19 protein-coding genes are annotated in these 23938 nt (G+C 36.2%); 2 read left to right on the forward strand and 17 right to left on the reverse strand.

Annotated features, from left to right (window positions below; genetic code table 11):
* Window positions 1-49: 49 nt before the first annotated feature.
* Window positions 50-1483 (forward strand): amino acid permease, encoded by a 1434-nt coding sequence (locus tag Q0K80_RS01020; protein ID WP_294601917.1) that lies wholly within the window; start codon window positions 50-52, stop codon window positions 1481-1483.
* 73 nt (window positions 1484-1556) lie between these two features.
* Here Q0K80_RS01020 and Q0K80_RS01025 read toward each other — a convergent pair whose 3' ends face one another.
* The 15 genes from Q0K80_RS01025 to Q0K80_RS01095 form a co-directional block, all read right to left on the reverse strand.
* On the reverse strand, window positions 1557-2981 hold the full coding sequence (locus Q0K80_RS01025) for a C69 family dipeptidase (RefSeq protein ID WP_294601918.1): 1425 nt from the start codon (window positions 2979-2981) through the stop codon (window positions 1557-1559).
* A gap of 31 nt (window positions 2982-3012) precedes the next feature.
* Window positions 3013-4230 carry a signal recognition particle-docking protein FtsY gene (ftsY, locus tag Q0K80_RS01030; protein ID WP_294601920.1) on the reverse strand — a complete coding sequence of 406 codons (1218 nt, stop codon included), beginning with the start codon at window positions 4228-4230 and terminating at the stop codon, window positions 3013-3015.
* A 2-nt stretch (window positions 4231-4232) separates the two neighbouring features.
* Window positions 4233-7796, reverse strand: a complete 3564-nt coding sequence (smc, locus tag Q0K80_RS01035) for a chromosome segregation protein SMC (protein WP_294601922.1) — start codon at window positions 7794-7796, stop codon at window positions 4233-4235.
* 11 nt (window positions 7797-7807) lie between these two features.
* Window positions 7808-8494 (reverse strand): ribonuclease III, encoded by a 687-nt coding sequence (rnc, locus tag Q0K80_RS01040; RefSeq protein ID WP_294601924.1) that lies wholly within the window; start codon window positions 8492-8494, stop codon window positions 7808-7810.
* 107 nt (window positions 8495-8601) lie between these two features.
* A complete protein-coding gene (locus Q0K80_RS01045; protein WP_294601990.1) occupies window positions 8602-10374 on the reverse strand; it encodes an oligopeptide ABC transporter substrate-binding protein in 1773 nt (590 codons plus the stop codon).
* A gap of 343 nt (window positions 10375-10717) precedes the next feature.
* A complete protein-coding gene (locus Q0K80_RS01050; RefSeq protein ID WP_294601926.1) occupies window positions 10718-12490 on the reverse strand; it encodes an oligopeptide ABC transporter substrate-binding protein in 1773 nt (590 codons plus the stop codon).
* Window positions 12491-12833: 343 nt separating this feature from the next.
* Window positions 12834-13754, reverse strand: coding sequence for an ABC transporter permease (locus Q0K80_RS01055; protein WP_294601928.1), 921 nt, complete (start codon window positions 13752-13754; stop codon window positions 12834-12836).
* Between the two features lie 14 nt (window positions 13755-13768).
* Complete coding sequence (gene opp4B / locus Q0K80_RS01060; protein WP_294601930.1) at window positions 13769-14728, reverse strand: oligopeptide ABC transporter permease; 960 nt, start codon at window positions 14726-14728, stop codon at window positions 13769-13771.
* 2 nt (window positions 14729-14730) lie between these two features.
* Window positions 14731-15708, reverse strand: a complete 978-nt coding sequence (locus Q0K80_RS01065) for an ATP-binding cassette domain-containing protein (RefSeq protein ID WP_294601932.1) — start codon at window positions 15706-15708, stop codon at window positions 14731-14733.
* 3 nt (window positions 15709-15711) lie between these two features.
* Entirely contained in the window at window positions 15712-16722 is a 1011-nt protein-coding gene (locus Q0K80_RS01070; protein WP_122026187.1) for an ABC transporter ATP-binding protein, read from the reverse strand.
* A gap of 120 nt (window positions 16723-16842) precedes the next feature.
* Window positions 16843-17085 carry an acyl carrier protein gene (gene acpP / locus Q0K80_RS01075; RefSeq protein ID WP_110446222.1) on the reverse strand — a complete coding sequence of 81 codons (243 nt, stop codon included), beginning with the start codon at window positions 17083-17085 and terminating at the stop codon, window positions 16843-16845.
* A 17-nt stretch (window positions 17086-17102) separates the two neighbouring features.
* Window positions 17103-18104 (reverse strand): phosphate acyltransferase PlsX, encoded by a 1002-nt coding sequence (gene plsX, locus Q0K80_RS01080; RefSeq protein WP_294601938.1) that lies wholly within the window; start codon window positions 18102-18104, stop codon window positions 17103-17105.
* Between the two features lie 17 nt (window positions 18105-18121).
* Window positions 18122-20158 carry an ATP-dependent DNA helicase RecG gene (gene recG / locus Q0K80_RS01085; RefSeq protein WP_294601940.1) on the reverse strand — a complete coding sequence of 679 codons (2037 nt, stop codon included), beginning with the start codon at window positions 20156-20158 and terminating at the stop codon, window positions 18122-18124.
* A 2-nt stretch (window positions 20159-20160) separates the two neighbouring features.
* Window positions 20161-21819 carry a DAK2 domain-containing protein gene (locus tag Q0K80_RS01090; protein ID WP_294601942.1) on the reverse strand — a complete coding sequence of 553 codons (1659 nt, stop codon included), beginning with the start codon at window positions 21817-21819 and terminating at the stop codon, window positions 20161-20163.
* A gap of 21 nt (window positions 21820-21840) precedes the next feature.
* Complete coding sequence (locus Q0K80_RS01095; RefSeq protein ID WP_294601944.1) at window positions 21841-22203, reverse strand: Asp23/Gls24 family envelope stress response protein; 363 nt, start codon at window positions 22201-22203, stop codon at window positions 21841-21843.
* A 164-nt stretch (window positions 22204-22367) separates the two neighbouring features.
* Between Q0K80_RS01095 and rpmB the strand changes: the two genes are divergently transcribed.
* Window positions 22368-22553 carry a 50S ribosomal protein L28 gene (gene rpmB, locus Q0K80_RS01100; protein WP_046325054.1) on the forward strand — a complete coding sequence of 62 codons (186 nt, stop codon included), beginning with the start codon at window positions 22368-22370 and terminating at the stop codon, window positions 22551-22553.
* A gap of 50 nt (window positions 22554-22603) precedes the next feature.
* Here rpmB and Q0K80_RS01105 read toward each other — a convergent pair whose 3' ends face one another.
* On the reverse strand, window positions 22604-23290 hold the full coding sequence (locus Q0K80_RS01105; protein ID WP_294601948.1) for a thiamine diphosphokinase: 687 nt from the start codon (window positions 23288-23290) through the stop codon (window positions 22604-22606).
* The gene (rpe, locus tag Q0K80_RS01110; RefSeq protein ID WP_294601992.1) at window positions 23287-23937 is read right to left on the reverse strand and encodes a ribulose-phosphate 3-epimerase; all 651 of its coding nucleotides are present in this window, start codon (window positions 23935-23937) and stop codon (window positions 23287-23289) included. Before rpe ends, Q0K80_RS01105 begins: the two co-directional genes overlap by 4 nt.
* Window position 23938: the final 1 nt, after the last annotated feature.

Here is a 23938-nt window from a genome sequence, read left to right on the forward strand (position 1 = left end):
CAGTGTATTTTCAAACAAATTATAAACTAAAGTTAAGGGGTAGTTTAATGTGAATTTATGGCAATTAATGAATCGCAAAGAAGATTCAGGAATTTATCAGGAAAAAGATGGTCACTTAGTTAGAACGCTCAAGGTGCGTGACTTCCTGGCACTTGGTGTCGGCACAATTGTTTCCACTTCGATTTTTACCTTGCCTGGAGAAGTTGCGGCTTTACATACCGGTCCAGCCGTAGCCATATCATGTGTGATAGCATCTATTGTCGCTGGCCTCGTAGCTTTTGCTTATGCAGAAATGGCTGCAGCTATGCCTTTTGCAGGTTCAGTTTACTCTTGGATTAATGTTATTTTCGGCGAATTTTGGGGCTGGTTTTCAGGCTGGGCTTTACTAGCAGAGTATTTGATAGGAATGGCCTTTATTAGTTCTGGTTTGTCAGCTAATTTGCGTGCACTAATGGCTCCACTCGGCTGGAAACTACCTGCTAGTTTAGCTAACCCATTAGGTGTTAATGGCGGTTTATTAGATTTAGTCGCTCTATTGGCTATTTTATTAGCAGCATTTTTAGTTAGCTTTGGCGTTTCTAAAGCTTCTAGAGTTGAAAATATCCTAGTAGTTGTCAAAGTTTTGGCTATTTTACTTTTTGTCGTTGTTGGCTTAACAGTTATCAAAAAAGCTAATTTTATTCCTTTTATACCTCAATATCGTGCCACAAGTCACGGTCCTTTCGGTGGTTGGCAAGGAATCTATGCAGGAGTTTCAATGATTTATATCTCCTTTTTAGGCTTTGATACAATCGCTTCAAACTCAGCTGAAGCTGTTAATCCCCAAAAGACTATGCCGCGTGGAATTATCGGCTCATTATTAATTGCAGTGGTGCTTTTTGTTGCCGTGAGTTTGGTTTTAGTGGGAATGGTTCCTTACCAGCAATATTTAAATTCTGCTGAACCAGTCGGATATGCCTTGAGAAAGACCGGTTTTGCTCATATTGCCACTATTGTACAGTCCGTTGCCATTTTAGGGATGTTTACCGCTTTAATAGGCTTATGTATGGCAAGCTCCCGCTTGGTGTATTCATTTGGCCGTGATGGTATGATTCCCCAAAAGCTTGGCAAGTTGAATAACAATCACCGTCCTGCAAACTCATTATGGACTGTGGCGCTAATTGCAATTGTTATTTCAGCTTTTATTCCTTTTTCATTTTTAACACAATTGGTTTCTGCTGGTACTTTAATAGCTTTCATGTTTGTTTCAATCGGTATTTACCGTTTGAGACCACGTGAAGGAAGAGATATTGCCGATCCAGCTTTTAAAATGCCCTGGTATCCAGTTTTGCCTTTCCTAGCTTTCCTTGGTTCTTTTGCTGTTTTTTGGGGATTAGATCTGCAAGCAAAGAAATACATGCTAATCTGGTCACTAATAGGGATTGTCATTTATTTTGTTTATGGTATTCGTCATTCAGCCATGAACAAAAACTCAAAGAATTAAAATTATTTAACTTATAGCTAACAAAAAAGTCTGGAAAGTTTTTTTCAGACTTTTTTAAATGTCCAAATAGCAGTTACAGGTTTTCATCCATATTAAAAGTTAATTTTGACATGTTGATTGAGTCTATCATCATTTGTGCCCAAAATTTCTCAGAACGTTTTCTGGTATAAGCAACTGTTTCTTGGTTTGCTTTGGTTAAATATGAAGTCAACTCACTGCCGTTTTTAGCTCCTGCTGCTTTAATAACATCGTAAACCCGACGACGATAATATTGGTTCAATTCGTTTAGGTAATCTGTATCTAATTGAACAAATTGCGAATAATGGGTTTCAACCAAGACTGCAAGCGATTTATAGTACCACCATGCATCGTTGAGATTATATTCCATTGAGGTATTATTGTATGAAGGATCAGTGTCATTCATATTAGCAAAAAATGGTACAAACGGTGTGAAAGTTGGACCACCAATACACAACCACATGATTGCAGCTTTATTATGATCAACATCATTTCTAATTTGCAAGATATGAGAATTTTGGGTTCTGTTTAATCCAATCGGTCGAAAACGGTGTTTTTGTTCCTCTGTTCCTTTACCGAAAGGATCATAAGGTGTATTTTGGTAGTGACTGCCGAGTACATATTCAATGTCTTCCCTAGTTATTTTCTTTGCGGCATGACGAATAAAAGGTAAGTCTCCATCAGTCGGTTCTTGTTCAATTTCAGGGTTAAAATATTTTTGAGCGTACCAAACTCTATTAGTGTTATAGAAACGATCTTGTTCACTATAAGTTCCAAAAATGTGGCGGAAATTCCAACCTTGATGATCAACATTTAAATGATGCTGCGAAACAAATTCTTGGATTCCATCACTCCACATAAAGTTTGCAGTATCATCAAAATCAACTTGTTCGATTGAAACCCGATTGGCTGCTATTGCATAAGCATCATCTGGAATACGCTGAGCTACCCAGTGATGGCCCGTAACGATTTCCATATACCATATTTCATCTTTATCACTAAAGAGAACTGAGTTACCAGCTGGCGAACCAAATTTTGCAATCAGTTTTCCTAAATATTCAACTCCGTTTCTAGCAGAATCAATATATGGCAGCACAACAGATTGCATACAATCTTCGTCAAGTCCGTCTTTTACCAGTGGATCGAAAGCCAGTACACGTTCATTACCATATGTAGATTCAGTACAGGACATAGCAATATTTTTTTGATTAATGCCGCTCTCATCATAATAACCGCGATTTTTATAATCAACGTTAGGTACAGCTGGAACCGCCTGAGCATTTTCAGGTAGGTCTAACTTAAAATTGTTTAACCAAGACTTAATTTTTCGTCCAGGTTCATTTTTAGCGGCAGGTCTGACAATGAACTTTTGCGGCGTAATAGGACGAAAAGTATCATCATTACGAGCAATCATAGTTGAACCATCAACCGATGCATTTTTACCTACTAAAATTGTTGTACACGCACTGTATTCTTTCATCAAATATCTTCCTTTTGCACAAATTTTATTCTTAAATTAAATCATGAAATAGTCCAACTGCATAATTTGCAGCATCAAAATCTGCCAAATCACTTGCCTTTTCACCTAAACCAACTAATTTTACTGGCAACTTCATTTCATTTCTAATTGCTAAGACTACCCCACCTTTTGATGAACCATCTAACTTAGTGAGCACCAAACCTGTTAGTTTGGTAGTTTTATCAAAGTCTTTGGCCTGCAATAATGCATTTTGCCCCGTTGAACCATCAAGTACTAAAAGAGTTTCAGTAGGTTCTTCCGGAGCTTGCTTTTTTATTGTTCTCTCAATCTTTTCCAGCTCGTTCATTAAATTCTTTTTATTTTGCAATCTACCGGCCGTATCAACAAGTAAAAAATCATAATTTTCTTGAAGAGCCTTTGTCGTGGCGTCATAAACAACAGAAGCCGGATCCGCCTGTTCCTTGCCAGTCACAACGGGCACACCAACTCTTTTTCCCCATTCACTGAGTTGTTCAACTGCACCAACTCTAAATGTATCAGCTGCAGCTAAAAGAACAGACTTACCTTCGTCCTTAAAACGTTTTGTTAATTTGCCAATTGTAGTAGTTTTACCAGCGCCATTCACCCCAACAAAAAGATAGATATTTGGTTTACCGTCATTATGAACAGTTAGCTTTTCATTTTCTGAATTACCACTTTCATCATAAAGGTCAACTAATTTTTCTACTATCACCCTTTTTAGGTCGTCTCGTGATTTGGCTTTTTGCAATTTAGCTTCATCACGAAGTTCGTCTGTCAGTTCTTCGGCTGTTTCATAGCCAACATCAGACTCAATTAGTAGCTCCTCCAAATCGTCAAAGAAATCTTCGTCAACTGTTCTAAACTGTGCGAAAAAGCGATTTAATCTGGCACCAAAGCCTTGATTAGTTTTCTCCAGGCCTTTTTCATATAACTCAGTTTCATCCTGATCTTCGCTATCTGATTCGGGTTCAGCCTCTTTCTTTAGAGATTGCTCTGGCGTGGAAGTCGTAGAATCTTCATTTTGCTTTTCAGTTTCAGCAGTCTCAGCAGAAGCTTTTTCTACTGACGTTAAACCATTATCACTCTCTGTAGCAATTTTAGCTTGTTCAGTTGGAGCTCCTTGATCCTCTTTTGGACTTTCGCCTTTAGGTTGATCATTATTTTCGTTATTTTTTGTTTCGTCATTTTCACCAAACAATGATTTTTTTATTTTATCAAATAAACCCAATTTTATTTCACCTCATTTTTTAATTCTTTTAAAGAAACGGATAATACTTGTGAAACTCCTGATTCTTGCATTACAACCCCATAAAGCTGATCTGCTCTTTCCATTGTGCCCCTTCTATGTGTGATTACAATAAACTGAGTATGCATGTCATATTCTTCTAAAAAATTGGCAAAGCGAGTGACATTAGAGTCATCCAACGCAGCCTCGACTTCATCCAAAACGCAAAATGGTACTGGCTTAACTTTTAGCATGGCAAAAAGAAGTGTGATTGCGGTCAATGCCCGTTCCCCACCAGAAAGTAAACTGAGTCTTTGCAGTTTCTTTCCTGGTGGTTGAGCTATAATTTCGATACCAGTAGCTAACAAATGCTCCGGGTCAGTTAAGACTAGCTTGGCACTACCACCACCAAAAACAACTGGGAATAATTCACTGAAGCTTTTAGCTACAGCAGTGAAAGTTGATTTAAACCGATTACAAACTTCTTGATCAAGTTCCGACATCGATTCTTCTAAGTTATCTCGACCTTTTAGCAAGTCATTTTGTTGAGCATTAAGAAAATCATACCGTTTCTTAACATTATCATACTCTTCAATTGCTTTTAGATTGACGGGCCCGATATCAGCAATAGACATACGATGCAATTTCACATCTTTTTGCAGTTGGGCACGATTTACTTCGTTATTTTCTTTTTCTGCTTGATGCAAAGCTGCTTCATATGTTAACGAGTAATCTGTATTCAAAGTATCTAAACGCTGGTCTATCTGGCTGTTTAACTGCACTATTTTGACAGAATATTCTTTTTGCTCGGCAGCCGCATCTTTACGCAGATCATAATTACGGCTTGCCACCTGATCAAGCTGGTTAATTTGTGCATCATACTGACCCAGTTTGGAGCTCAGACTATTAAGCTGATTTTGTAATTTTTGCTTTTTAACAGCTCCATCATTTTTTTCTTGCTCAAAGGTCGTCTGCTTTTTATGGTCAAGCAGATCATTCTGCTTAAGTTCATTTAATTTTTGCTCTAAAGTAGCAATTTGCTTTTGCTGCTGCTTTGAATCACGCCTTTTTTCAGATATTTGTTTTGCAATATTTTCCAACTTGTTTGCATAAACAGCAATCTGGGGATCAAGCTCGTTTAATTTAGACTGAATATCATGATTTAGTTCAGTAAAGTTTTTAATTCGCAATTGCAGATCACTAATTTTTTGCTTTTGCTGAGAAATTTCTGTCTGAAATCTCTTCTTTTCTTTTTCCGCTTGCATAATCTTTTGCTTAGTGGAATCAATTTCCTGATTGCGTTCTTCTTTTTGCTGTTCAAATAAACTATTAGCAGTTTTTAACCTGTTTACTTCTTTTTCCTGATTTTGATACGAAAGTACTGTCTCACCTAAATTCTGTTTCAGATTTTGGAGCTTTGCCTGTGCATCTTTTACTTTCTTTAGCAAACCATTATTTTTATTATTAACAACAGCTAAATCTACTTCGCTATTTTCTATTTTCTGCTGTAATTTGCCAATTTCTTTCTTTAGTTCACCAAGTTCTGCTGTAGTTTGAAGCGGAGAATTACTTTTTTGATTACGCACTCCTCCTGTCATTGAACCACCAGGTGAAATAACATCGCCATCAAGCGTAACAATACGATAGCGAGAAACGCGTTGCCTAATTTTTAGCGCATTATTTATGGTATCAACTATTATAGTATTTCCAAGCAAATAGTTAATCGCAGGCGTAATATTTTGACCACGCAAACTTTTAACTATTTCACTTGCAATACCTTGAAAGCCAGGAAAAGAAGAAATCGTATTAATCGTTGAGGAAGGAATCGAATACTCCCGCAAGCCATCAAGGGGTAAAAAAGTAGCTCGTCCAGCACGATTTTCTTTTAACTGGTTAATGGCATCCCGAGCATCCAGTTTTGTTGCAGTTACTAAATTTTGAACTCCATTACCCAGAGCCGTAGCCATGGCAATTTCATATTTTGCAGGAAAAATAATTAATTCACCCACAGCACCTATAACGCCATGGTAATCTGCTAGATTATTTAGCACGTTTTTAACACCATAAAAGTACCCTTCGTGACGTTTACGGATATTTTCCAGTACATCATGGCGTGCCTTTAATTGACTGAATTGTTGGCTTTCTGTAGAAAGAGAATTTTGCAAAGTCAACAAATTATTTTGCGTTAGCCTTTGTTCTTGAGATAGCTCCTTTACCTGTTGTTTCTTATTTTGATAATCTTGTTTAAGCTTTTTACCTTCGACCTGAAGTCTATTAAGTTCAGCACTTTCTTTTTCCAATTCATTAGAAACATTTTCTGTTTGCAGTTGGGTATTATCACTAAGCTTTTTTAATTCAGAATTAAGATAAACAATTTCATTATTATTAGAAGTTTGATCTTGTAATAACTGAATATAATTTGACCGCAGCTGCTCTAAATTTTGGTTCAGTTGTTCCGGGTTTTCTTTTAGCTGTGTCGTTAGCCCTATTCTCTTATTATTTAATTGCTCTTGTTCTTTTTTAAGATGGCCTTCTTCTTCAAGCAGATCAGTCGTTTCCTTTTTAGTACTCACTATCTGCTCTTTTAAGTCGCTTAATTCGGACTGATATTCTTTTTTAGTAGCTTCATTATACTGTTTGCTCTGTTCAGAAACTTGCAAATGCGTATTTATTTCCGAAAGCTTTTTTGTCAACGAAAATAAATCATTTTGAATTTGATCTTTTTGAGCATTTAAAGTTTGAAATTCTTTTCTTTTGTCAGCTACCGCACCTTGAGAGGCTTTAACTTCTTGATCCAATTTTGTCAACAGATTCTGATTTTGGTCAGCTTTTTCTTGCACTGTTTGTTTTTGTTTATCTAAATCTTGAATTTCAAAAGCTAACAAAGTTTTTAGTTCATGATCCAGACCTTTTTTCTGAAATTGATATTCCTTTGCGAGAGAGCTTTGTTCGTGAAGAGGTTCAATTCTCTGCTCCAGTTCTTTGACTAAATCATTGATGCGTACCAAGTTATCAGTTGTTTGTTGTAATTGAACTTTTGCTTCTTCCTTTTGCTTTTTAAAATGTAATACTCCAGCTGCTTCCTCAAACAGTGAGCGCCGCTCTTCAGGACGAGAATTTAATACTTGATCAACCCGTCCTTGTGAAATGATGGCTAAGCTTTCTTGTGAAATGCCAGAATCCAGAAACAAAGCTCGGACATCTCGTTGCCTAACACTTTTTTGATTTATTAAATATTCGTTTTCGCCCGACCGTAAAATTCGCCGAGTTACAATTACCTGGTCATCCTTAAAATTAAGTTCACTTTTTTTATTGTCAAAAATAAGGGAAACTTCAGCGTGATTGGCCGGCTTACGAAATTCACTGCCCGCAAATATCACGTCTTTCATGTTTGAGCCCCGCAAAGATTTGGCACTTGACTCACCCATGACCCATCTTATTGCTTCAGTAATATTGCTTTTACCACTACCATTAGGACCAACTATGCCAGTAATACCAGTATCAAATTCTATTTTTGTTTTTTCGGCAAAAGATTTAAAGCCGTCAATTATTAGTTCAGTTAGTGGCACACACTCATCTCCTAATTAAGCTTATTTAAAGCAGTTTTTGCAGCCTCTTGCTCTGCAGCTTTTTTATTATGGCCTTGCCCTTGAGACAATACTTTGCCATTGACAGCTAACTGTACAGTGAAACTAGACGGCAGCTGTTCTTCTTTCAAGACCTCGTATTCAATCTTTACAGGCCCATTTTTTTGCAGTAATTCTTGTAAATCAGTCTTATAATCACGTGAAGCATCAAATTTCCCAGCATCAATTAACGGGTACACTGTTAAGCTCAAAAAATGTTCGACTGCTTCCATGCCCTGATCAAGAAAAAGCGCTCCGTTAAATGCTTCAAAAACGTCCTCTAGCAGTGTCTTACGAGAACGCGCACCAGCTTTTTCCTCACCATGACCTAGATTAATTTCAGCCGGAAAACCAAATTTTTGGGCAAATTCCGCAAAACCTTCAGTATCAACAATATTAGAACGCATCCTGGTTAATTCACCCTCATTAAGACTCGAAAAATTACGATAAAGGTAATCAGATATTGCTAATTCTAAAACTGCATCCCCCAAAAATTCCAACTTTTCATAATCACGAATGCCATCTCCAGGATGCTCGTTAGCATATGAAGAGTGGGTAAAGGCTTCTTCTAATAACTTCTGATTGTTAAATTTAATTTTATATTTCTTATCCAATCGATTAATAAACTTGGCACTAACCATTCTATCATCTCCTTAATAACCTAAATTATACCAGTTTTTAAGTGTAAAAAAGAAAACTATTGTTTCTAAATAACAACAGTTTTCTATCTTTTATTCTATATTAATTTTTATTTTGTATAAGCAACCTTGTACCAAAGTGGATGTCCGTTATTTTGCTTGGATGGTTTTTGTGAATAGCCAGTAAGTTTGCTGTTAACCGCATCTATTTGATATGCATTGTAAAGCGGAACAACATAAGCCCGATCAAACATGTATTTTTGCCATTCATGGAATTTTTCTACACGATACTTGTGGTTAAATGCCTTTTGAGAATCCATTTCTTTGATTAGCTTCGTATTTTCTGGAGTGACAAAACGTGAGTAGTTGGACATTGTCCCTTCACTAAACATTTGTTCCTGGGACGGTTCAGATGAAAGACCCCATGCAGCCATAAACATATCCACATCAGGTGAATCATGTTGGACTTTATCATAGAAAGAATTAAATTCTGTCAAACGGCCACCAACTAATTTAACATTTAAGCCAATCTTATTCCATTGTTGAATGAAGTTTTGCATAATCGGTTGTTGAATCGAATTACCAGACATGGCCATAAAGTGAATGGTTAATGGCTTGCCATTAGGTTGTACACGCCATTTACCTTTTTTCTTGTAGCCAGCTTTATCTAGGATTTGATTGGCCTTCTTAATGTTATAAGTATAGCCTTTTACACTTTTATCAAAATAGTCACCAAATTGTGCTGGAATTAAAGTTGGAACTTGGAAGCTTAGGCCGTCAGTATAATGTTTATAAACAGCATCAGTATTCATTGCATAAGCTATAGCTTGGCGTAATGCTTTGTTATTCATTTTGGCATTTGGATTCATCACGTTCTTTGACTTTTTACTATCCCATTTACCAACCTTAAAAGCTAAATAACTGTAATATAGAGGAATTTTAGCTACAAATGTGACATCCTTAGTATCCTTAACTTGTTTCCACTGGCTGTTAGTAACCCTGATAATATCAAATTTATGATTTTTAATTGCTTGTGAAGCAGAGTTTGGAGAAACAACTTGGTAAACAATTTTGTCTAGTTTTGGCTGACCACGCCAATAATACTTATTTGGTATCCAAGTAACAGATTGACCACGTACAATTTTATTAAGCTTGTAAGGACCAAAGAACAAAGGATTCTTTCTCAACTTATCTGAAGATTCTAGTTTATCAAACGGAACATCTTTTAAATAGTGATACGGTGCGGCTGCCTCCCAAATATAGCCGTTACCACTATAATACATACCAGGTTTTAATTCTTTGCAGTGCAGCACTACAACTCGTCCATCTGGACCGTCAGGCATTTCTATTCCTGAAATTGTTTTGGCCTTGCCTTCATGATATTCCCTTAAGCCATTGATAATATTGAGTTGATTGGCATATCTCTGAGATTTAGTTGCTTTGTTTGCAATAATCTCATATGCGAATTCTATATCCTTGGCAGTTACCTGTTTGCCATCAGACCACTTAACACCCTTTTTAACTGTGATAGTGGCAGTATTTGCTTTACGATCGAGTTTAAGAGTAGCTGGACCCTTATCGTTTATCTTGTAATCATCATCTGTTTCAAATAATGATTCTTGACCAGGACTTGCGACATCAGCACTTGGTTGATCCATTTGCAATTCTTCGTTAAAGACGCCGGTGAATGGTGTATCAGTTATTTCAGCAACTTTAATTGTTCCACCCTTCTTGGCAGTCTTAACCGGGGTTTCAATTGGGAACTTGCTGGCAGTCTTAGCCCCCTCATTGCTGGCGCTCTTATTACTCTTGCCACAAGCTACCAAAGTTAACGCAGCTGCAGTTATAAGCCCTACTGAACCTAAAATTTTTCTTGTTCTCATCATACATGTCTCCTTTATATGCAAAGTTAATAGTATTTTGGAAACAAGCTAACAGATAAATGTTAACATTAATCATTAAAAAAGCAAGGTAAATTCAGAAATTATACTATCTATAAATAGTAAAGCAATTAAAAAAATACATATTATTTAAATAATAAAAATTCCATCAAATGTTTGGGTTAACCAATATCGGAAAGAATTGAGGATTAAAGCTTAAAAATTTAGTTTTAATAATGTGTCATCAAAAATTATCTTCTAGAAAATTATAGAAAGTGATTTTTAAAAAGTTAAAATAAAAAATACCAAACTATTTTACTAGTTTGATATTTTCACTTAAATTCTATTATTTAACATAACCAACTTGGTACCATAACTGGTGACCATTGTTATTTTGTGATGGTTTCAATGTGTAACCTGTAAGCTTATCATTTACAGCGTCAATACTATATGCGTTTGATGCTGGAACAACATAAGCCTGATCCAACATGTATTTTTGCCATTCATGGAACTTTTGAACACGGTATTTATGATCAAAAGCCTTTTGAGAATCAATTTCATCAAGTAATTTACTGTTTTCTGGAGTGACAAAACGTGAATAGTTGGATGGAGTTGCCTCTTTGTAAAGGTCAGCTGGAGACGGTTCTGACGAAAGACCCCATGCAGCCATAAACATATCAACTGAAGGATCATCATGTTGCACTTTATCATAGAACGAGTTGAATTCAGTCAGACGGCCACCAACCAAAGAAACATTTAAACCAATTTTATGCCATTGTTGTAAATAGTTCTGTGCAATAGGCTCAGCCGTTGCGCTTCCTGACATTGTCATAAAATGAATCTTTAATGGCTTACCATTTGGTTGAGTACGCCATTTACCTTTCTTCTTATAGCCGGCCTTATCCAAAATCTGGTTCGCCTTTTTCAGGTTGTAAGTATAACCCTTGATGCTCTTATCAAAGTAATCACCAAACTGCGCTGGAATCAAAGTAGGCACTTGGAAAGAAAGACCTTTAGTATAATGCTTATTAACGTCTGAGATATTCATCGCATAAGCAATAGCTTGCCGCAATGGTTTATGATTCATCTTGGCATTTGGATCCATAACGTTTTTGCCCTTTTTGGCATCCCATCTACCAACTTTAAATGCTAGATAGCTGTAGTATAAAGGAATACTAGCAACAAAATTAATATTCTTAGTCTTTTTTACTTGATCCCATTGTGAGTTAATAACTTTGATGATATCAAATTTGTGACTCTTAATGGCCTGACTGGCGGAATTAGGATTAATAACCTGGTAAATGACCTTATCTAATTTTGGTTTACCGCGCCAGTAATATTTGTTTGGTGTCCAAGTTACTGATTGGCCACGAACAAGTTTGCTAACTTTAAACGGACCAAAGTATAATGGCTTTTTCCTGATCTGATCAGATTCCTTAAGTTTACTAAAAGGAACATTCTTTAAGTAGTGATATGGCGCAGCTGATTCCCAGAAATAACCGTTACCACTGTTAGTCATACCAGGTTTTAATTCAGGATAGTGAATCACAATTGTTCTACCATTAGGGCCATCTGGCATTTCAATACCTGAAATAGTTTTAGCCTTGCCATCATGGTATGCTTGTAAACCTTTAATGGTGGCCAATTGACTAGTGTATCTTTCTGATTGAGTAGCCTTATTAGCGAATATTTCATAGGAATATTCCATGTCTTTAGCATTAACCTGCTTACCGTCTGACCACTTAACACCCTTCTTGATAGTAATTGTGACAGTTTTATTCTTTTTATCCAACTTCATTGTAGCTGGACCTTTATCATTAATCTTGTAGTTGTCATCAGTATCAAAAAGTGATTCTTCACCAGGAGATGCAACAGAACTATCAATAGCACTCATAGCCAACTCATCAGAAAAAATTCCTGTGAATGGTGTATCTGTTTCCAAGGCAACTTTAACAGTTCCACCCTGTTTAGCTTCCTTCTTGGGTACTGCTTCTGGGAACTTCTTAGCTGTCTTGGCATTAGAATTATCATCAGTCTTGCCTGATTTGCCACAAGCTACCAGCGTTAAAGCAGCTGCTGTTACTACCCCCAATGATTTATATAAATTAGATTTTTTCATCTCTACATAACTCCTTTTTATTATCAGGAAAATTTAATTTTCAAAACAAGTTAATAATTAAATATTACCACATAAAATTAAAAAAGCAATAGTTTGTTCATTTATATTTAATAGATATTTATTTCATGAAGGACCACTTCTGGTATTAAATGTTGCCGTAAATACTTAATAATTACTTTTTTAGTCTTAATGTGGTAAAAATTAAATAGTTTAATGTTGAAAATTTTGCTATAAAAATTTGTGATAGAGATATTAAAGAAAAAACTGCTAATAAATAATATGGTAAATTTACCATACTATCTATTAACAGAGATTTTAGAATATAAATGATAAAAAATTCAGTTTAACTTTCTCTTTGACGTGCATCACCAGCTCTTTGTAAAGCACGACCAACATAATTGATACTCAACGAAATAGCTAGTAACAATATTGTAGCTGGCAGCCATAACCAAGGCCTGTTGACAACGTTAACCGGATCATTTGCAAATCCAATTAGGGTACCTAAGGAAGGAACTGTAGGCGGTAACCCGTAGCCAATAAAGGACAAGCTGGTTTCAATACCGATGTTACCGGCAATTGTTAGTACGACATCGATAATCAGCATAGAGCCAATGTTGGGCAGCACTTCTCTAAACATTATTTTCAAGTCTGATGAACCAGAAGTTTTCGATGCCAGTACATAGTCTCTTCCTCTTTGAGAAAGAACAAATGCTCTAAAGTACCTTGCCGTACCTGTCCAGCCAAAAATCGAAATTATCCAAACTAAAGTAACGGGACTGTAATGCGGTATAACAGTTACCAAGACAATTTCTATAGGCGTTGCAGGCAAAACCTGCACAAAGTCCACTATTCTCATAATTACAGCATCAATATAGCCGCCATAATATCCTGAAACGAGACCGACAATTAAACCAACAGTCTCACAAACAGCAGTAACCCCTAATCCAATAAGGATAGAATTACGACCACCCATAATTAATAGATTAAGAACATCTCGGCCACCATCATCCGTTCCCAGAATATGACCATCAGTGAACCAGCCTGTATAAGCTTCAATTATGTTTGCCTCAGTGACTTTATCAGACTTTAAAAATAGTGATCCGCCAAAAGTTAATAGTAAAATTAAGACTATCACTATGAAGGCAGTTAAAGCTTTCTTGTCCTTTACAACTTCTCGTACAACTACTCTAAAACTTGAAGCAGGAGGAGAAACTTGCACTTTCTTGGCTTTTTCAGTCGAAGTGGTTTTATTTTTTTTCAACATTTGTCTCCCCTTCTTTATTTTATCCTAATTCTTGGATCTACTATACTCATTATAATGTCTGATAATAAATTACCAAGTAGAGTAAGAAAACCAAAGATTAAAATTAATGCAGTTAGCGTAGTATAGTCACGCTGTTGTATTGAGTCTAAGAACAATTTTCCCATACCAGGATAGCTAAAAACAGTTTCAATAATCATTGAACCACTTAACAGACCAGTTATAACTGTACCAAATGAGGAAGCTATTGGTAACAGTGAATTACGTAAAATATGTTTATTAAACACCACGTTTTCCGGAACACCTTTACTATGGGCTGTTCTAACGTAATCTTCAACTTTATTATCAACAATTCCAGTTCTTAAATATTGCACAATTCCAGTAGTTGTGATAACAGCACTCAAGATAGCTGGAAAAATGATATGGTAAAGCTGACTACCCAGTGTACCCCAGAAACCAGAAGCATTAGGAGAAACCGAACCTGAAATAGGGAACCAGCCTAAAAGAAAGCAAAATAACCAGATACCTAAAATGTAAAATACGAAAGCAGGAATAGCAAAAGTAACATAATTAAAAATTTGTACAGCTTGGTCTTGCCATTCATCTTGGTGTTTACCCGCAATCACACCAAGAGGGATTGAAATACTGTAACTGATTATTGTTGTTAACAGCGAAAGCCAAAAAGTATTTAAAGCTCTATCGGCAATTAAAGATGTCACCGGAACGTGTTGTATATAACTGGTACCTAAATCACCTTTAAAAATATTACCTACCCAACGAGCATATTGAACTGGGGCCGGATCATATAGTCCGGCAGCTCTTTTCAGAGCTTCTAATTGCTTAGGGTCAGTATTAGGATTAATTTGTCCCGTAAATGGGTCTCCCGGCATCATTTTTGCCAAGAAAAAGACTAAAATGCTTAAAATGATCAATTGTGGGATCATAATTAAAACACGTCTTAAAACAGTTTTCCACATGATTATGCTCCCTCCTTATCATTTGTTTCTTCTTCGATTATTTCTTTTTCAGGTAAAGCAACTAAATGATTATCTGATACATGTTTAAGTGGGAAAACACGTCCATCTTTGTCGTACCACTTACTTTGATCATTCTGAAATTCTTGTTCAACTTCTTGACGGTGTTTCTTATGTTCATCTCGATGTTCGACATCGACTTGAGGAATAGCGGAAAGCAGCCTTTTCGTATAGATGTGCATTGGATGCTGATAAATATCTTCTCTTGAACCAATTTCAACCAAACGACCACGATGCATAATAGCCAAATTCTCAGACATATGCTTAACGACACCTAAGTCATGAGAAATAAAGAGGTAAGCAATATTGTACTGCTGCTGAATATGCTTCATAAAGTTCAGCACCTGTGCTTGAACTGATAAATCTAAGGCACTGGTTGGCTCATCAGCGACAACCAAACGTGGATTAGTAGCAACCGCTCTGGCTACGCCAATTCTTTGTCTTTGACCACCTGAAAATTCGTGCGGATATTTATATATTGAGTCACTAGGCATTCCAACGATGTCAAGTAATTCTTGCACACGATCACGCTCTTGATCAGTAGTTAAATTCTCAAAATTGCGTATTGGCTCTGCAATAATATCCTCAATTCGTTTTCTTGGGTTTAAACTTGACAGAGAGTCCTGAAAAATCATTTGAACATCTTTATTATAATTGAGTCTGTGGCGACTTTTAGATTTAGTAATATCGACACCCTTATACATAATACTGCCGCTAGTAACAGGTTCAACTCCAACAATTGCCTTGCCAGTAGTCGACTTGCCTGAACCAGATTCACCTATAAGTCCGTAAGTTTCTCCTTCGTTAATAGTAATACTAATATCATCAACGGCACGAACATAATCGGTAATACGATTCCAAAAACCAGATCTGATAGGATAATGAACTTTTAAGTTTTTTACTTCAATAATTTCTTTAGCCATAAACTACTCCCCACTCACTTCATCTTGAAAGTGGAACGTCTTCCAGCAAGTACATCTAACCCAATGCCCTGGTTCAACTTCATGCATTACTGGATTTTCCTCATGGGCACTTGCAGGTATCCACGGTATTCTAGCAGCAAACCTGTCACCTTTTCTAGGCATATTTTGCAATGATGGAACTGTTCCTTGAATAACATGTAAATCTTCTTCTTCATCTTCAGATTGAGGCATTGAATTTAACAAAGATCGTGTATAAGGGTGAAGTGGATGTTCAAAAATTGTTTTGACATCAGCTTTTTCTACTATTTGACCACCATACATAACAGCAACCTCATCAGCTGTTTCAGCAACTACTCCCAAGTCATGAGTTATTAAAATAATACCAGATTGAGACTGCTTTTGAATGTCTTCCAGCAAGTCCAAAATTTGTGCCTGAATAGTAACATCAAGAGCAGTGGTCGGCTCATCAGCAATGATAATTTCGGGTTTACATGCAACAGCCATGGCAATAACAACACGTTGCCTTAATCCACCAGATAATTCAAACGGGTACATAGCGTAAGTTTCCTCAGGTTTCGGCATACCCACCTGATTAAAAAGCTCAATTACACGTGCATGACGTTCTTTCTCATCCATATCCGTATGGTAATACAAAGTTTCTGCTACCTGATCACCAACTCTCATTAGTGGATTTAAACTGGCTAAAGGATCCTGAAAAATCATTCCGATTTTATTCCCACGAATTTTATCGAACAGTGATTCATTTAGGCCTACCAAATTCAATTCATTATAAAGAATATCACCTGTTACTTTAGTGTTTTTATGGTCGTACAAACCGATAATACTAGATGCGATTGTACTCTTACCACAACCAGATTCACCTACAATTGATAAAATTTCATTCCTTTTCAAAGTTAAATTAATATCATCTGCAGCATCATAAAATTTCCCATTTAAACGATATGCTGTATGTAAATGCTGGATATCTAGCAAGAGATCACTTTGTTTTTCCAAAGGTCATTTCCCCTCTCAAATCTTCAATGAAATTTATTAAAGATATTTAATAAATTTATTTAATTTCTAATTATAACCGTGAAACAAATTGTATGCAAACTAATAATTGAATTTTTTTAATTAGTTTTGATGATTTGCAACGTAATTAACAGCATCACCAACAGTTTTAATTTTTTCTGCATCTTCATCAGAAATCTCGGCGCCGAATTCATCTTCTAATTGTAAAATGAATTCCACTAAGTCAATGGAATCAGCGTCCAAATCACTAGTGAAATTAGTTTCATCAGTTATTTTTTCTTTATCAACTTCAAAATTATCTGCTAAAATATCCCTGATTTTATTAAAAATTTCTTCTTTACTCATGTTTCTACTCCTTGTTGTTACTTGCTTTCGTTAGCAAATTCTGCTTTAAAATTATCAATTATTTTTTCCTGTAAAATTTTATCAATTTGCTTAATTGTAAAATATACAGCACGCTGATCTGAACGACCGTGTGTTTTAACTACAGGAGCATTAACTCCGAGTAAAACTGCACCACCATATTTATCTACATCAAATTTTGAAATTAAACTTTTTAGTGCTTTTTTTATCATCAATGCGCCTAATTTAACAAAAGGACCATTATTGAGCAAACTATCTTTTAGCAGATGGATTAAAACACCAGAAGTTCCTTCAATATTTTTTAAAACTGCATTACCTGTGAAACCGTCTGTTGCAATTACATCAGCTTTACCATCCAATAATTCATTGCCCTCAATGTTACCTATAAAATTAAGCTTGCTATTCAGCAATAATTGATAGGCTTGTTGATGAACATCATCACCTTTATCATTTTCAGCCCCGTTATTAAGCAGACCAACCCGGGGGCTTTTTATTCCTCTGACTTTTTCAGCATAATATGATGCCATTTTGGCCCAAGCCAGCAAATATTCCGGTCTGCTTTTGGCATTCGCACCAACATCAATCATATTGAAACCGTCATCAGAATTTTTTACTGGTAGAGTCGGCATAAAACCCGGACGAGTTACTCCTTTAATTCGTCCTATTATAAATATACCACAAGCTAGAATAGCACCCGTATTTCCTAGCGAAAAAAGTGCATCTGCCTTGCCCTGCTTCACAAATTGCGCCGCCACGACAAGTGATGAATCCTTTTTAGACCTGATTGCCTTAACTGGCTCATCTTCATCATTAATTATCTGAGTAGTATTAACAACTTCTGTTTGACTTTTATCTTCACCTAATAATTGCGTTATTTTCGCTTGATCGCCAAAAAGTATAAATTTTGTTTGCGGCAGTTCTTTTTTTGCCTGCAATACTGCTTGAATAATTGCTTCAGGAGCATTTTCTCCGCCCATTGCATCAACAGCAATAGTTCTCATATTATCCTCAACCTTTACTAAGTTCTTTTTTGTTGTAATTGCTTATATTCTAACATTTGTTTTAAAGTTTTATTTTCTGATTTTTGCAAGAGAGGATCAGCTTTTATTAACTTTTTGGCCTCTTTTTGTGCCACTACCATGGTATTGTAATTGTTAACAACGTCTCCTACCTGAAATTCAGGTAAACCAGATTGTGCCTTACCAAAAAGATCACCTTCACCGCGCATTTTTAAATCTTCTTCTGCTAACTTAAATCCGTCTGTTGTTGATGCCACTATTTTCATACGAGCTTTACCTGCCTGTGTGTTAGGATCAGCCAAAAATATGCAATAACTTTGAGTTTTACCTCTCCCTATTCGCCCTCTTAATTGGTGAAGCTGACTAATTCCAAAACGATCAGCATTATAAATAACCATCATATTAGCATTAGCAACATCTACTCCTACTTCAATTACGCTAGTAGTAACCAAGATATTAATATCACCTGCGGCAAAAGCAGCCATAATGTCGTCTTTTTTATTTCCTGGCATTTGCCCATGAAGTAAAGCAACCTTTTCATTAGGAAAGTCATGACTAAGCTTGTCGTAAAGCTGTTCAGCATTTTTCAAATCCAAGGCTTCCGATTCTGAAATCAAAGGAGTGACAGCATATATTTGGAATCCCTGCTCTAATTGCTCATGCATCAGTTGATATACTTGATCCATTTGAGTGCTCGTTTTCCACCAGGAAATTATCTTTTTTCGTCCTGCTGGAAGGTGGTGTATTTCGGAAATAGTCATGTTGCCATACACTGTTAAAGCTAAAGTTCGCGGAATTGGTGTGGCTGTCATTGCTAAAACGTCAGGCAAATTTCCCTTATTGACTAGGGCTTGTCTTTGATTGACACCAAAACGATGCTGCTCATCAATAATAACTAATCCCAATTTTTTAAAAATCACACTAGATTGAATTAAAGCGTGAGTACCTATCACAACATTAATAGTGCCATCAGTTAGTTCATTATAAATTTCTCTGCGCTCCAGTGTTTTAGTAGAACCCGTTAAAAGAGCACAGCGAACTCCCATAGGTTTCAGCAACTCATCAATCTTTTTAAAATGTTGGGTTGCCAATATTTCCGTTGGAACCATCAGGGCAGCTTGAAAGCCAGCTGTCACCGCTGCAAAAAGTGCATAAACAGCGACTATTGTCTTTCCAGAACCCACATCCCCTTGCAACAGTCGCTGCATCTGAACTGAAGAAAACAAATCCGTAAAAATTTCGTTAATTACATGTTTTTGATCTGCAGATAGCTCAAATGGTAGTGACTTAGTAAGCTTGGCAATTTCATCTAAGTTATACTTTTTAGCAATCCCCTTGTTACGCGGATTGTATTCAGTTAACTGAGCTAGTTCAGTTTGAAATATAAAAAACTCTCTAAAAATGGCACTTCTCTTGGCAACCTGAGATTCTGTAGCATTTTGTGGATGATGCATTTCTTGCACTATACTACTTTCGGGTAGCAAACGATATTTTTGCCTTACCTTAGTAGGGACAACATCGTCAACTTCAGCTAAATAATCATCTAAGGCAAGATTGATTAAATCTATTAGTTTTTTTTGTTTAATTTGCCGGTTTACTGAATAAATGGGTGCCATACCACTGTCATTTTCTTTTGCTGCAATGAACTTAAAGGCAGCCAGGCTTTGTCTAGCAGCATTATACTTACCGTAAATTGCTACTTCTTTGCCAATTTCAATTTTTTCTTTTAACCATGGTTGATTAAAAAAATTGACCATGATGACATCATGGTCAATTCTTAACTTAAAACTAAGGCGGCTTTTTTTATATCCAAACCTGGTTACAAAAGCATCTGTTGCAACAATTCCCTTTAGCATTACCTTTTGACCATCCATGATCTGATCAAGAGGAATCGTTTGAAGTTCATCATAACGAAATGGAAAATAATACAACAAATCATAAACGCTATAAATTCCCAAACTTCCAAGAGCAGCAGCAGTCTTTGTTCCCACACCTTTCAAATCGGTTACTGGAGCAAAAAGTTCTTTTGCTATCATAATTACTCAACGGAAATCAGGAAACTATATACTGGCTGACCACCATCATGAAGCTCAAATTCGAGGTCATCATGCTTTTTCTTTAATTCATCAACGAGCCTTTGTGCTTCGTTTTTATTAGAATCCCGCCCATACATTACTGTGATAATTTCTGAATCTTCATCCAGCATTTTTTCTATCATAGAGGAGGCAGCAACAATTAGATCAGAAGCCGCTACTTTAATATCTCCATCAACTATTCCTAAAAAGTCACCTTGATGAATTGCTATATCGTTAATCGTTGTATCACGGTTAGCTTTAGTAACTTCTCCTGAAACGACTGTATCAAGTGCATCAGTCATGTTAGCAACGTTATCGGCAAGCGAATCATCCGGATCAAACGAAAGCATCGCCGTCAAACCCTGTGAAATAGTTTTAGTAGGAACTATACCAACAGGAATATCACTAACTTCTGCTGCTTGCTTAGCTGCCATAATAATATTACCGTTATTTGGCATTACAATTGCTTTTTTGGCACCAGATTTTTTGATTGAATCAATAATATCTTGAGTTGAAGGGTTCATAGTTTGTCCACCAGAAATTATCCGGTTAACCCCTTCACTTTCAAACAGCTTACGAATACCATTACCTGAAGCTACGGCAATAACAGCAAAATCAACGCTTTCCTGATTCTCTTCATTGTTATTGACAATAGTTTCATGTTGAATTCGCATATTATCAATCTTTATTTTTCCTAACTGACCAAACTGACTGCCATATGCAAAAACAGCTCCAGGTTGTTCCGTATGAATATGAACCTTTGCTACTTCTTCATCTGAAACAGCTAAAAGAGAATCACCAAGTTTAGACAAATGCTCTCTAAATTCATCTAAATTAAAGGTTTTCTTTGCCGGAACGTCAGCAGTTAAATTAACCATAATTTCAGTACAGTAACCATTAGCAATATCTTTAGTGGAAAGCTGAGATTGAACGGATTGATGATGCATTGCATTAATCATTTCATCCATTTCGCCTTCGTCCGGCTGGTAACGATCAGCAAATTCTTCGCCTAGAAGTCCTTCAAGAAATCCTTCATAAATAAATAAAAGTCCTTGTCCTCCAGAGTCGACTACTCCAACTTGTTTCAAAACCGGTAGTAAGTCAGGAGTTGATTTTAACGCTCTTTTGGCGCCTTCAACAATCGCTTTCATAACTTCTGCAACATCATCGGTTTCATTGGCTTTATTAGCACCTTCCTGTGCACCAATTCGGGCAACAGTCAAAATTGTTCCTTCAACGGGTTTCATGACACCTTTATATGCAGTGGCAACTCCATTAGAAAAAGCATTGGCTAATTCCTGTGTATTAAGTGTTTTCATGCCCTGAGTGGCTTTATAGACTCCCCTAAATAGCTGAGAAGAAATAACTCCACTGTTGCCACGAGCTCCCATTAACATTCCTTTTGCGAGGCTTTCTGTCAAGTCCCCTACGCTATCACTATTATTTTGGGCAACAGCCTTTGCACCACTTTCAATAGTTAAATTCATATTTGTTCCAGTGTCTCCATCAGGAACCGGGAAAACGTTCAAAGAGTTAATAAACTCTGCATTGCGTCCAAGTCTGTGTGTGGCAACGCGAACCATATCTCTAAATTTTTTACTGTCTATTTCCTTTAAAACCAATATTTTTAACCTCCGCTTGAGTTATTCGTCAAGCACTTTAACACTTTGAACGATGACATTGACAGCTTTAGTTTCAATTCCAAGTTGATTTTTCAAATTGAATTTAACACTATTCTGGACATTGCGGCTTACTTCAGATATTTTTAGACCATAGCCGACAATTATATAGACATCAACCGTAATCCGATTATCTTCAGATCTGACAACGACACCACGTTTATAATTTGCTCGATTTAAAATTCCGTCGAAACCGTCACGGATAGCATTTTTTGAAGCCATGCCAACAACGCCGTAATTGGATGTAGCCGCACTTCCGACAACAGTTGCAATCACTCCGTTTGAAATATCAATCAAACCGTTCTTTGTTTTGATTTTTACAGCCATGTTTACCTCCGTATCATTGTTCTCAATATTATGAATCTATTTTATCATAGTAATCAAGTTTAAATACAAAATTCCCTTCATAAAAAATACTTTTGGAGTTGCAATGATCTTAAACTTATGCTATCTTAACTTAGTATGAAAACACAATAAAGGAGGTTTAGCAAATGGCAAAAGACTATATCACTGGCAAAAAGACCACTTTTGGTAACACACGTTCACACGCGTTGAATTCAAACCGTCGTGCGTGGAAGCCAAACCTTCAAAAAGTTCGTATTCTTGTTGATGGCAAACCAAAGCGTGTATGGGTTTCAACTAAGACTTTAAAATCTGGTAAAGTTACCCGTGCCTAAATAAAAAGTTTTAAAAAAAGCAGAAGAAATCTTCTGCTTTTTTTTGTTGCTTAAATATTTTGAAAGCGATTAATATCTTTTGACTGAACGACTGCTACCACTCCTCTTTTAAATGAAAGTTCAAATGCATCTTTTTCTGGTAAAAATTCATTCGAGCTAAAAGAAACAGGATTTGCGCTGCTAAATTTAGCCAAATTATATTTAGCTCCATTTATATTTAAATTCAAGACCTTGGTTAAGTTTACTACTCCAAAATATTCATAACCTAGCTGCCTTTTAACTAAATGTTTCCCAGCATTATAAAAACTAATTAAATTTTGCTGATCAATAAGGGTTATTTTTTCAGCAAACTGGTTAAATTCGGGCTTAAGAACCATAAATAAATTAGACAAAAAGTGATCTAGGCGTCCACCCGTTGCACCAAAAAGAGTTAAATGAGAAACACGGTAATCTAAAAAGGCGCAGCGAATAACGAGCTCAGCATCAGTCCAATCTTTTTCCGGATTTGAATATCTAATATCAGCAATTTTTTTTTCGATTTCTGCCAATTCATTTTTTTGTAGTGAGTCAAAATCTCCCTCGGCAACATCAACTTTAATGCCCATTTCTTGTAAAAGAAGAGCCCCGCGATCAACACCTATTACTAAATCACCGGTTCTATTAGCTATTAAAAATTGCTGTTTGAGATCATCAGGCCATAACTGTTTAGGCGCGCCTAACAATGCATAGGATTTCATTGCAGTATGCCTTCTAACTCCGTAATTTGCTTCTTAATACTATTCTGACAAAACAAATAAGAGCCAGCAACAAAGATTTTTGCTCCTGCTTCCTTAGCAATTTTAGCAGTTTGTTGGTTAATTCCCCCATCAACTTCAATTGGTACTTTGCCAGCGCTTAAACTAACGGCCTGCTTAATCCTTGAAGAAGACTCAGTAATAAATTTTTGACCACCAAAACCGGGATAGACAGTCATTAATAGAATTTGATCAACTTTTCTAAGAAATTGCTGTAAAACAGAAACTGCTGTATCTGGATTAAGAACTAAACCCGCTTTAACATTGTTTTCTTTTAAATAATCTAGCCAGTAATTAAGTTTATTCTCAGTCATTGCTTCATAATGAAGTAACATTATCTGTGCACCCGCTTTGACAAAAGCAGGTACCAAAATATCAGGGTTATTACTCATTAAGTGAACTTCAATTTCAGTTGTAGGAAAAGTTTTTTTAAAATCAGATACGAGCTGCGGGCCAAATGATAAGTTTGGCACAAAATGTCCATCCATAATATCGATATGAAAGCGGCTGATACCGCAATCAATCGCCGTTTGAATATCTTTTTCCAAATTTAGATTATTAATATTTAAAATTGACGGTGCAATCAATATT

The organism is uncultured Lactobacillus sp., assembly GCF_945290125.1.
Lineage (GTDB): Bacteria > Bacillota > Bacilli > Lactobacillales > Lactobacillaceae > Lactobacillus > Lactobacillus rizhaonensis.

Excerpts from the sequence above, each read along its gene's own strand:
- Q0K80_RS01025 (WP_294601918.1), bottom strand. The coding sequence starts at position 2,981 with ATGAAAGAATACAGTGCGTGTACAACAATTTTAGTAGGTAAAAATGCA.
- rnc (WP_294601924.1), bottom strand. The coding sequence starts at position 8,494 with ATGGTTAGTGCCAAGTTTATTAATCGATTGGATAAGAAATATAAAATT.
- Q0K80_RS01045 (WP_294601990.1), bottom strand. The coding sequence starts at position 10,374 with ATGAGAACAAGAAAAATTTTAGGTTCAGTAGGGCTTATAACTGCAGCT.
- Q0K80_RS01050 (WP_294601926.1), bottom strand. The coding sequence starts at position 12,490 with ATGAAAAAATCTAATTTATATAAATCATTGGGGGTAGTAACAGCAGCT.
- Q0K80_RS01055 (WP_294601928.1), bottom strand. The coding sequence starts at position 13,754 with ATGTTGAAAAAAAATAAAACCACTTCGACTGAAAAAGCCAAGAAAGTG.
- opp4B (WP_294601930.1), bottom strand. The coding sequence starts at position 14,728 with ATGTGGAAAACTGTTTTAAGACGTGTTTTAATTATGATCCCACAATTG.
- Q0K80_RS01065 (WP_294601932.1), bottom strand. The coding sequence starts at position 15,708 with ATGGCTAAAGAAATTATTGAAGTAAAAAACTTAAAAGTTCATTATCCT.
- acpP (WP_110446222.1), bottom strand. The coding sequence starts at position 17,085 with ATGAGTAAAGAAGAAATTTTTAATAAAATCAGGGATATTTTAGCAGAT.
- plsX (WP_294601938.1), bottom strand. The coding sequence starts at position 18,104 with ATGAGAACTATTGCTGTTGATGCAATGGGCGGAGAAAATGCTCCTGAA.
- recG (WP_294601940.1), bottom strand. The coding sequence starts at position 20,158 with ATGATAGCAAAAGAACTTTTTGCTCCAGTAACCGATTTGAAAGGTGTG.
- Q0K80_RS01095 (WP_294601944.1), bottom strand. The coding sequence starts at position 22,203 with ATGGCTGTAAAAATCAAAACAAAGAACGGTTTGATTGATATTTCAAAC.
- rpmB (WP_046325054.1), top strand. The coding sequence starts at position 22,368 with ATGGCAAAAGACTATATCACTGGCAAAAAGACCACTTTTGGTAACACA.
- Q0K80_RS01105 (WP_294601948.1), bottom strand. The coding sequence starts at position 23,290 with ATGAAATCCTATGCATTGTTAGGCGCGCCTAAACAGTTATGGCCTGAT.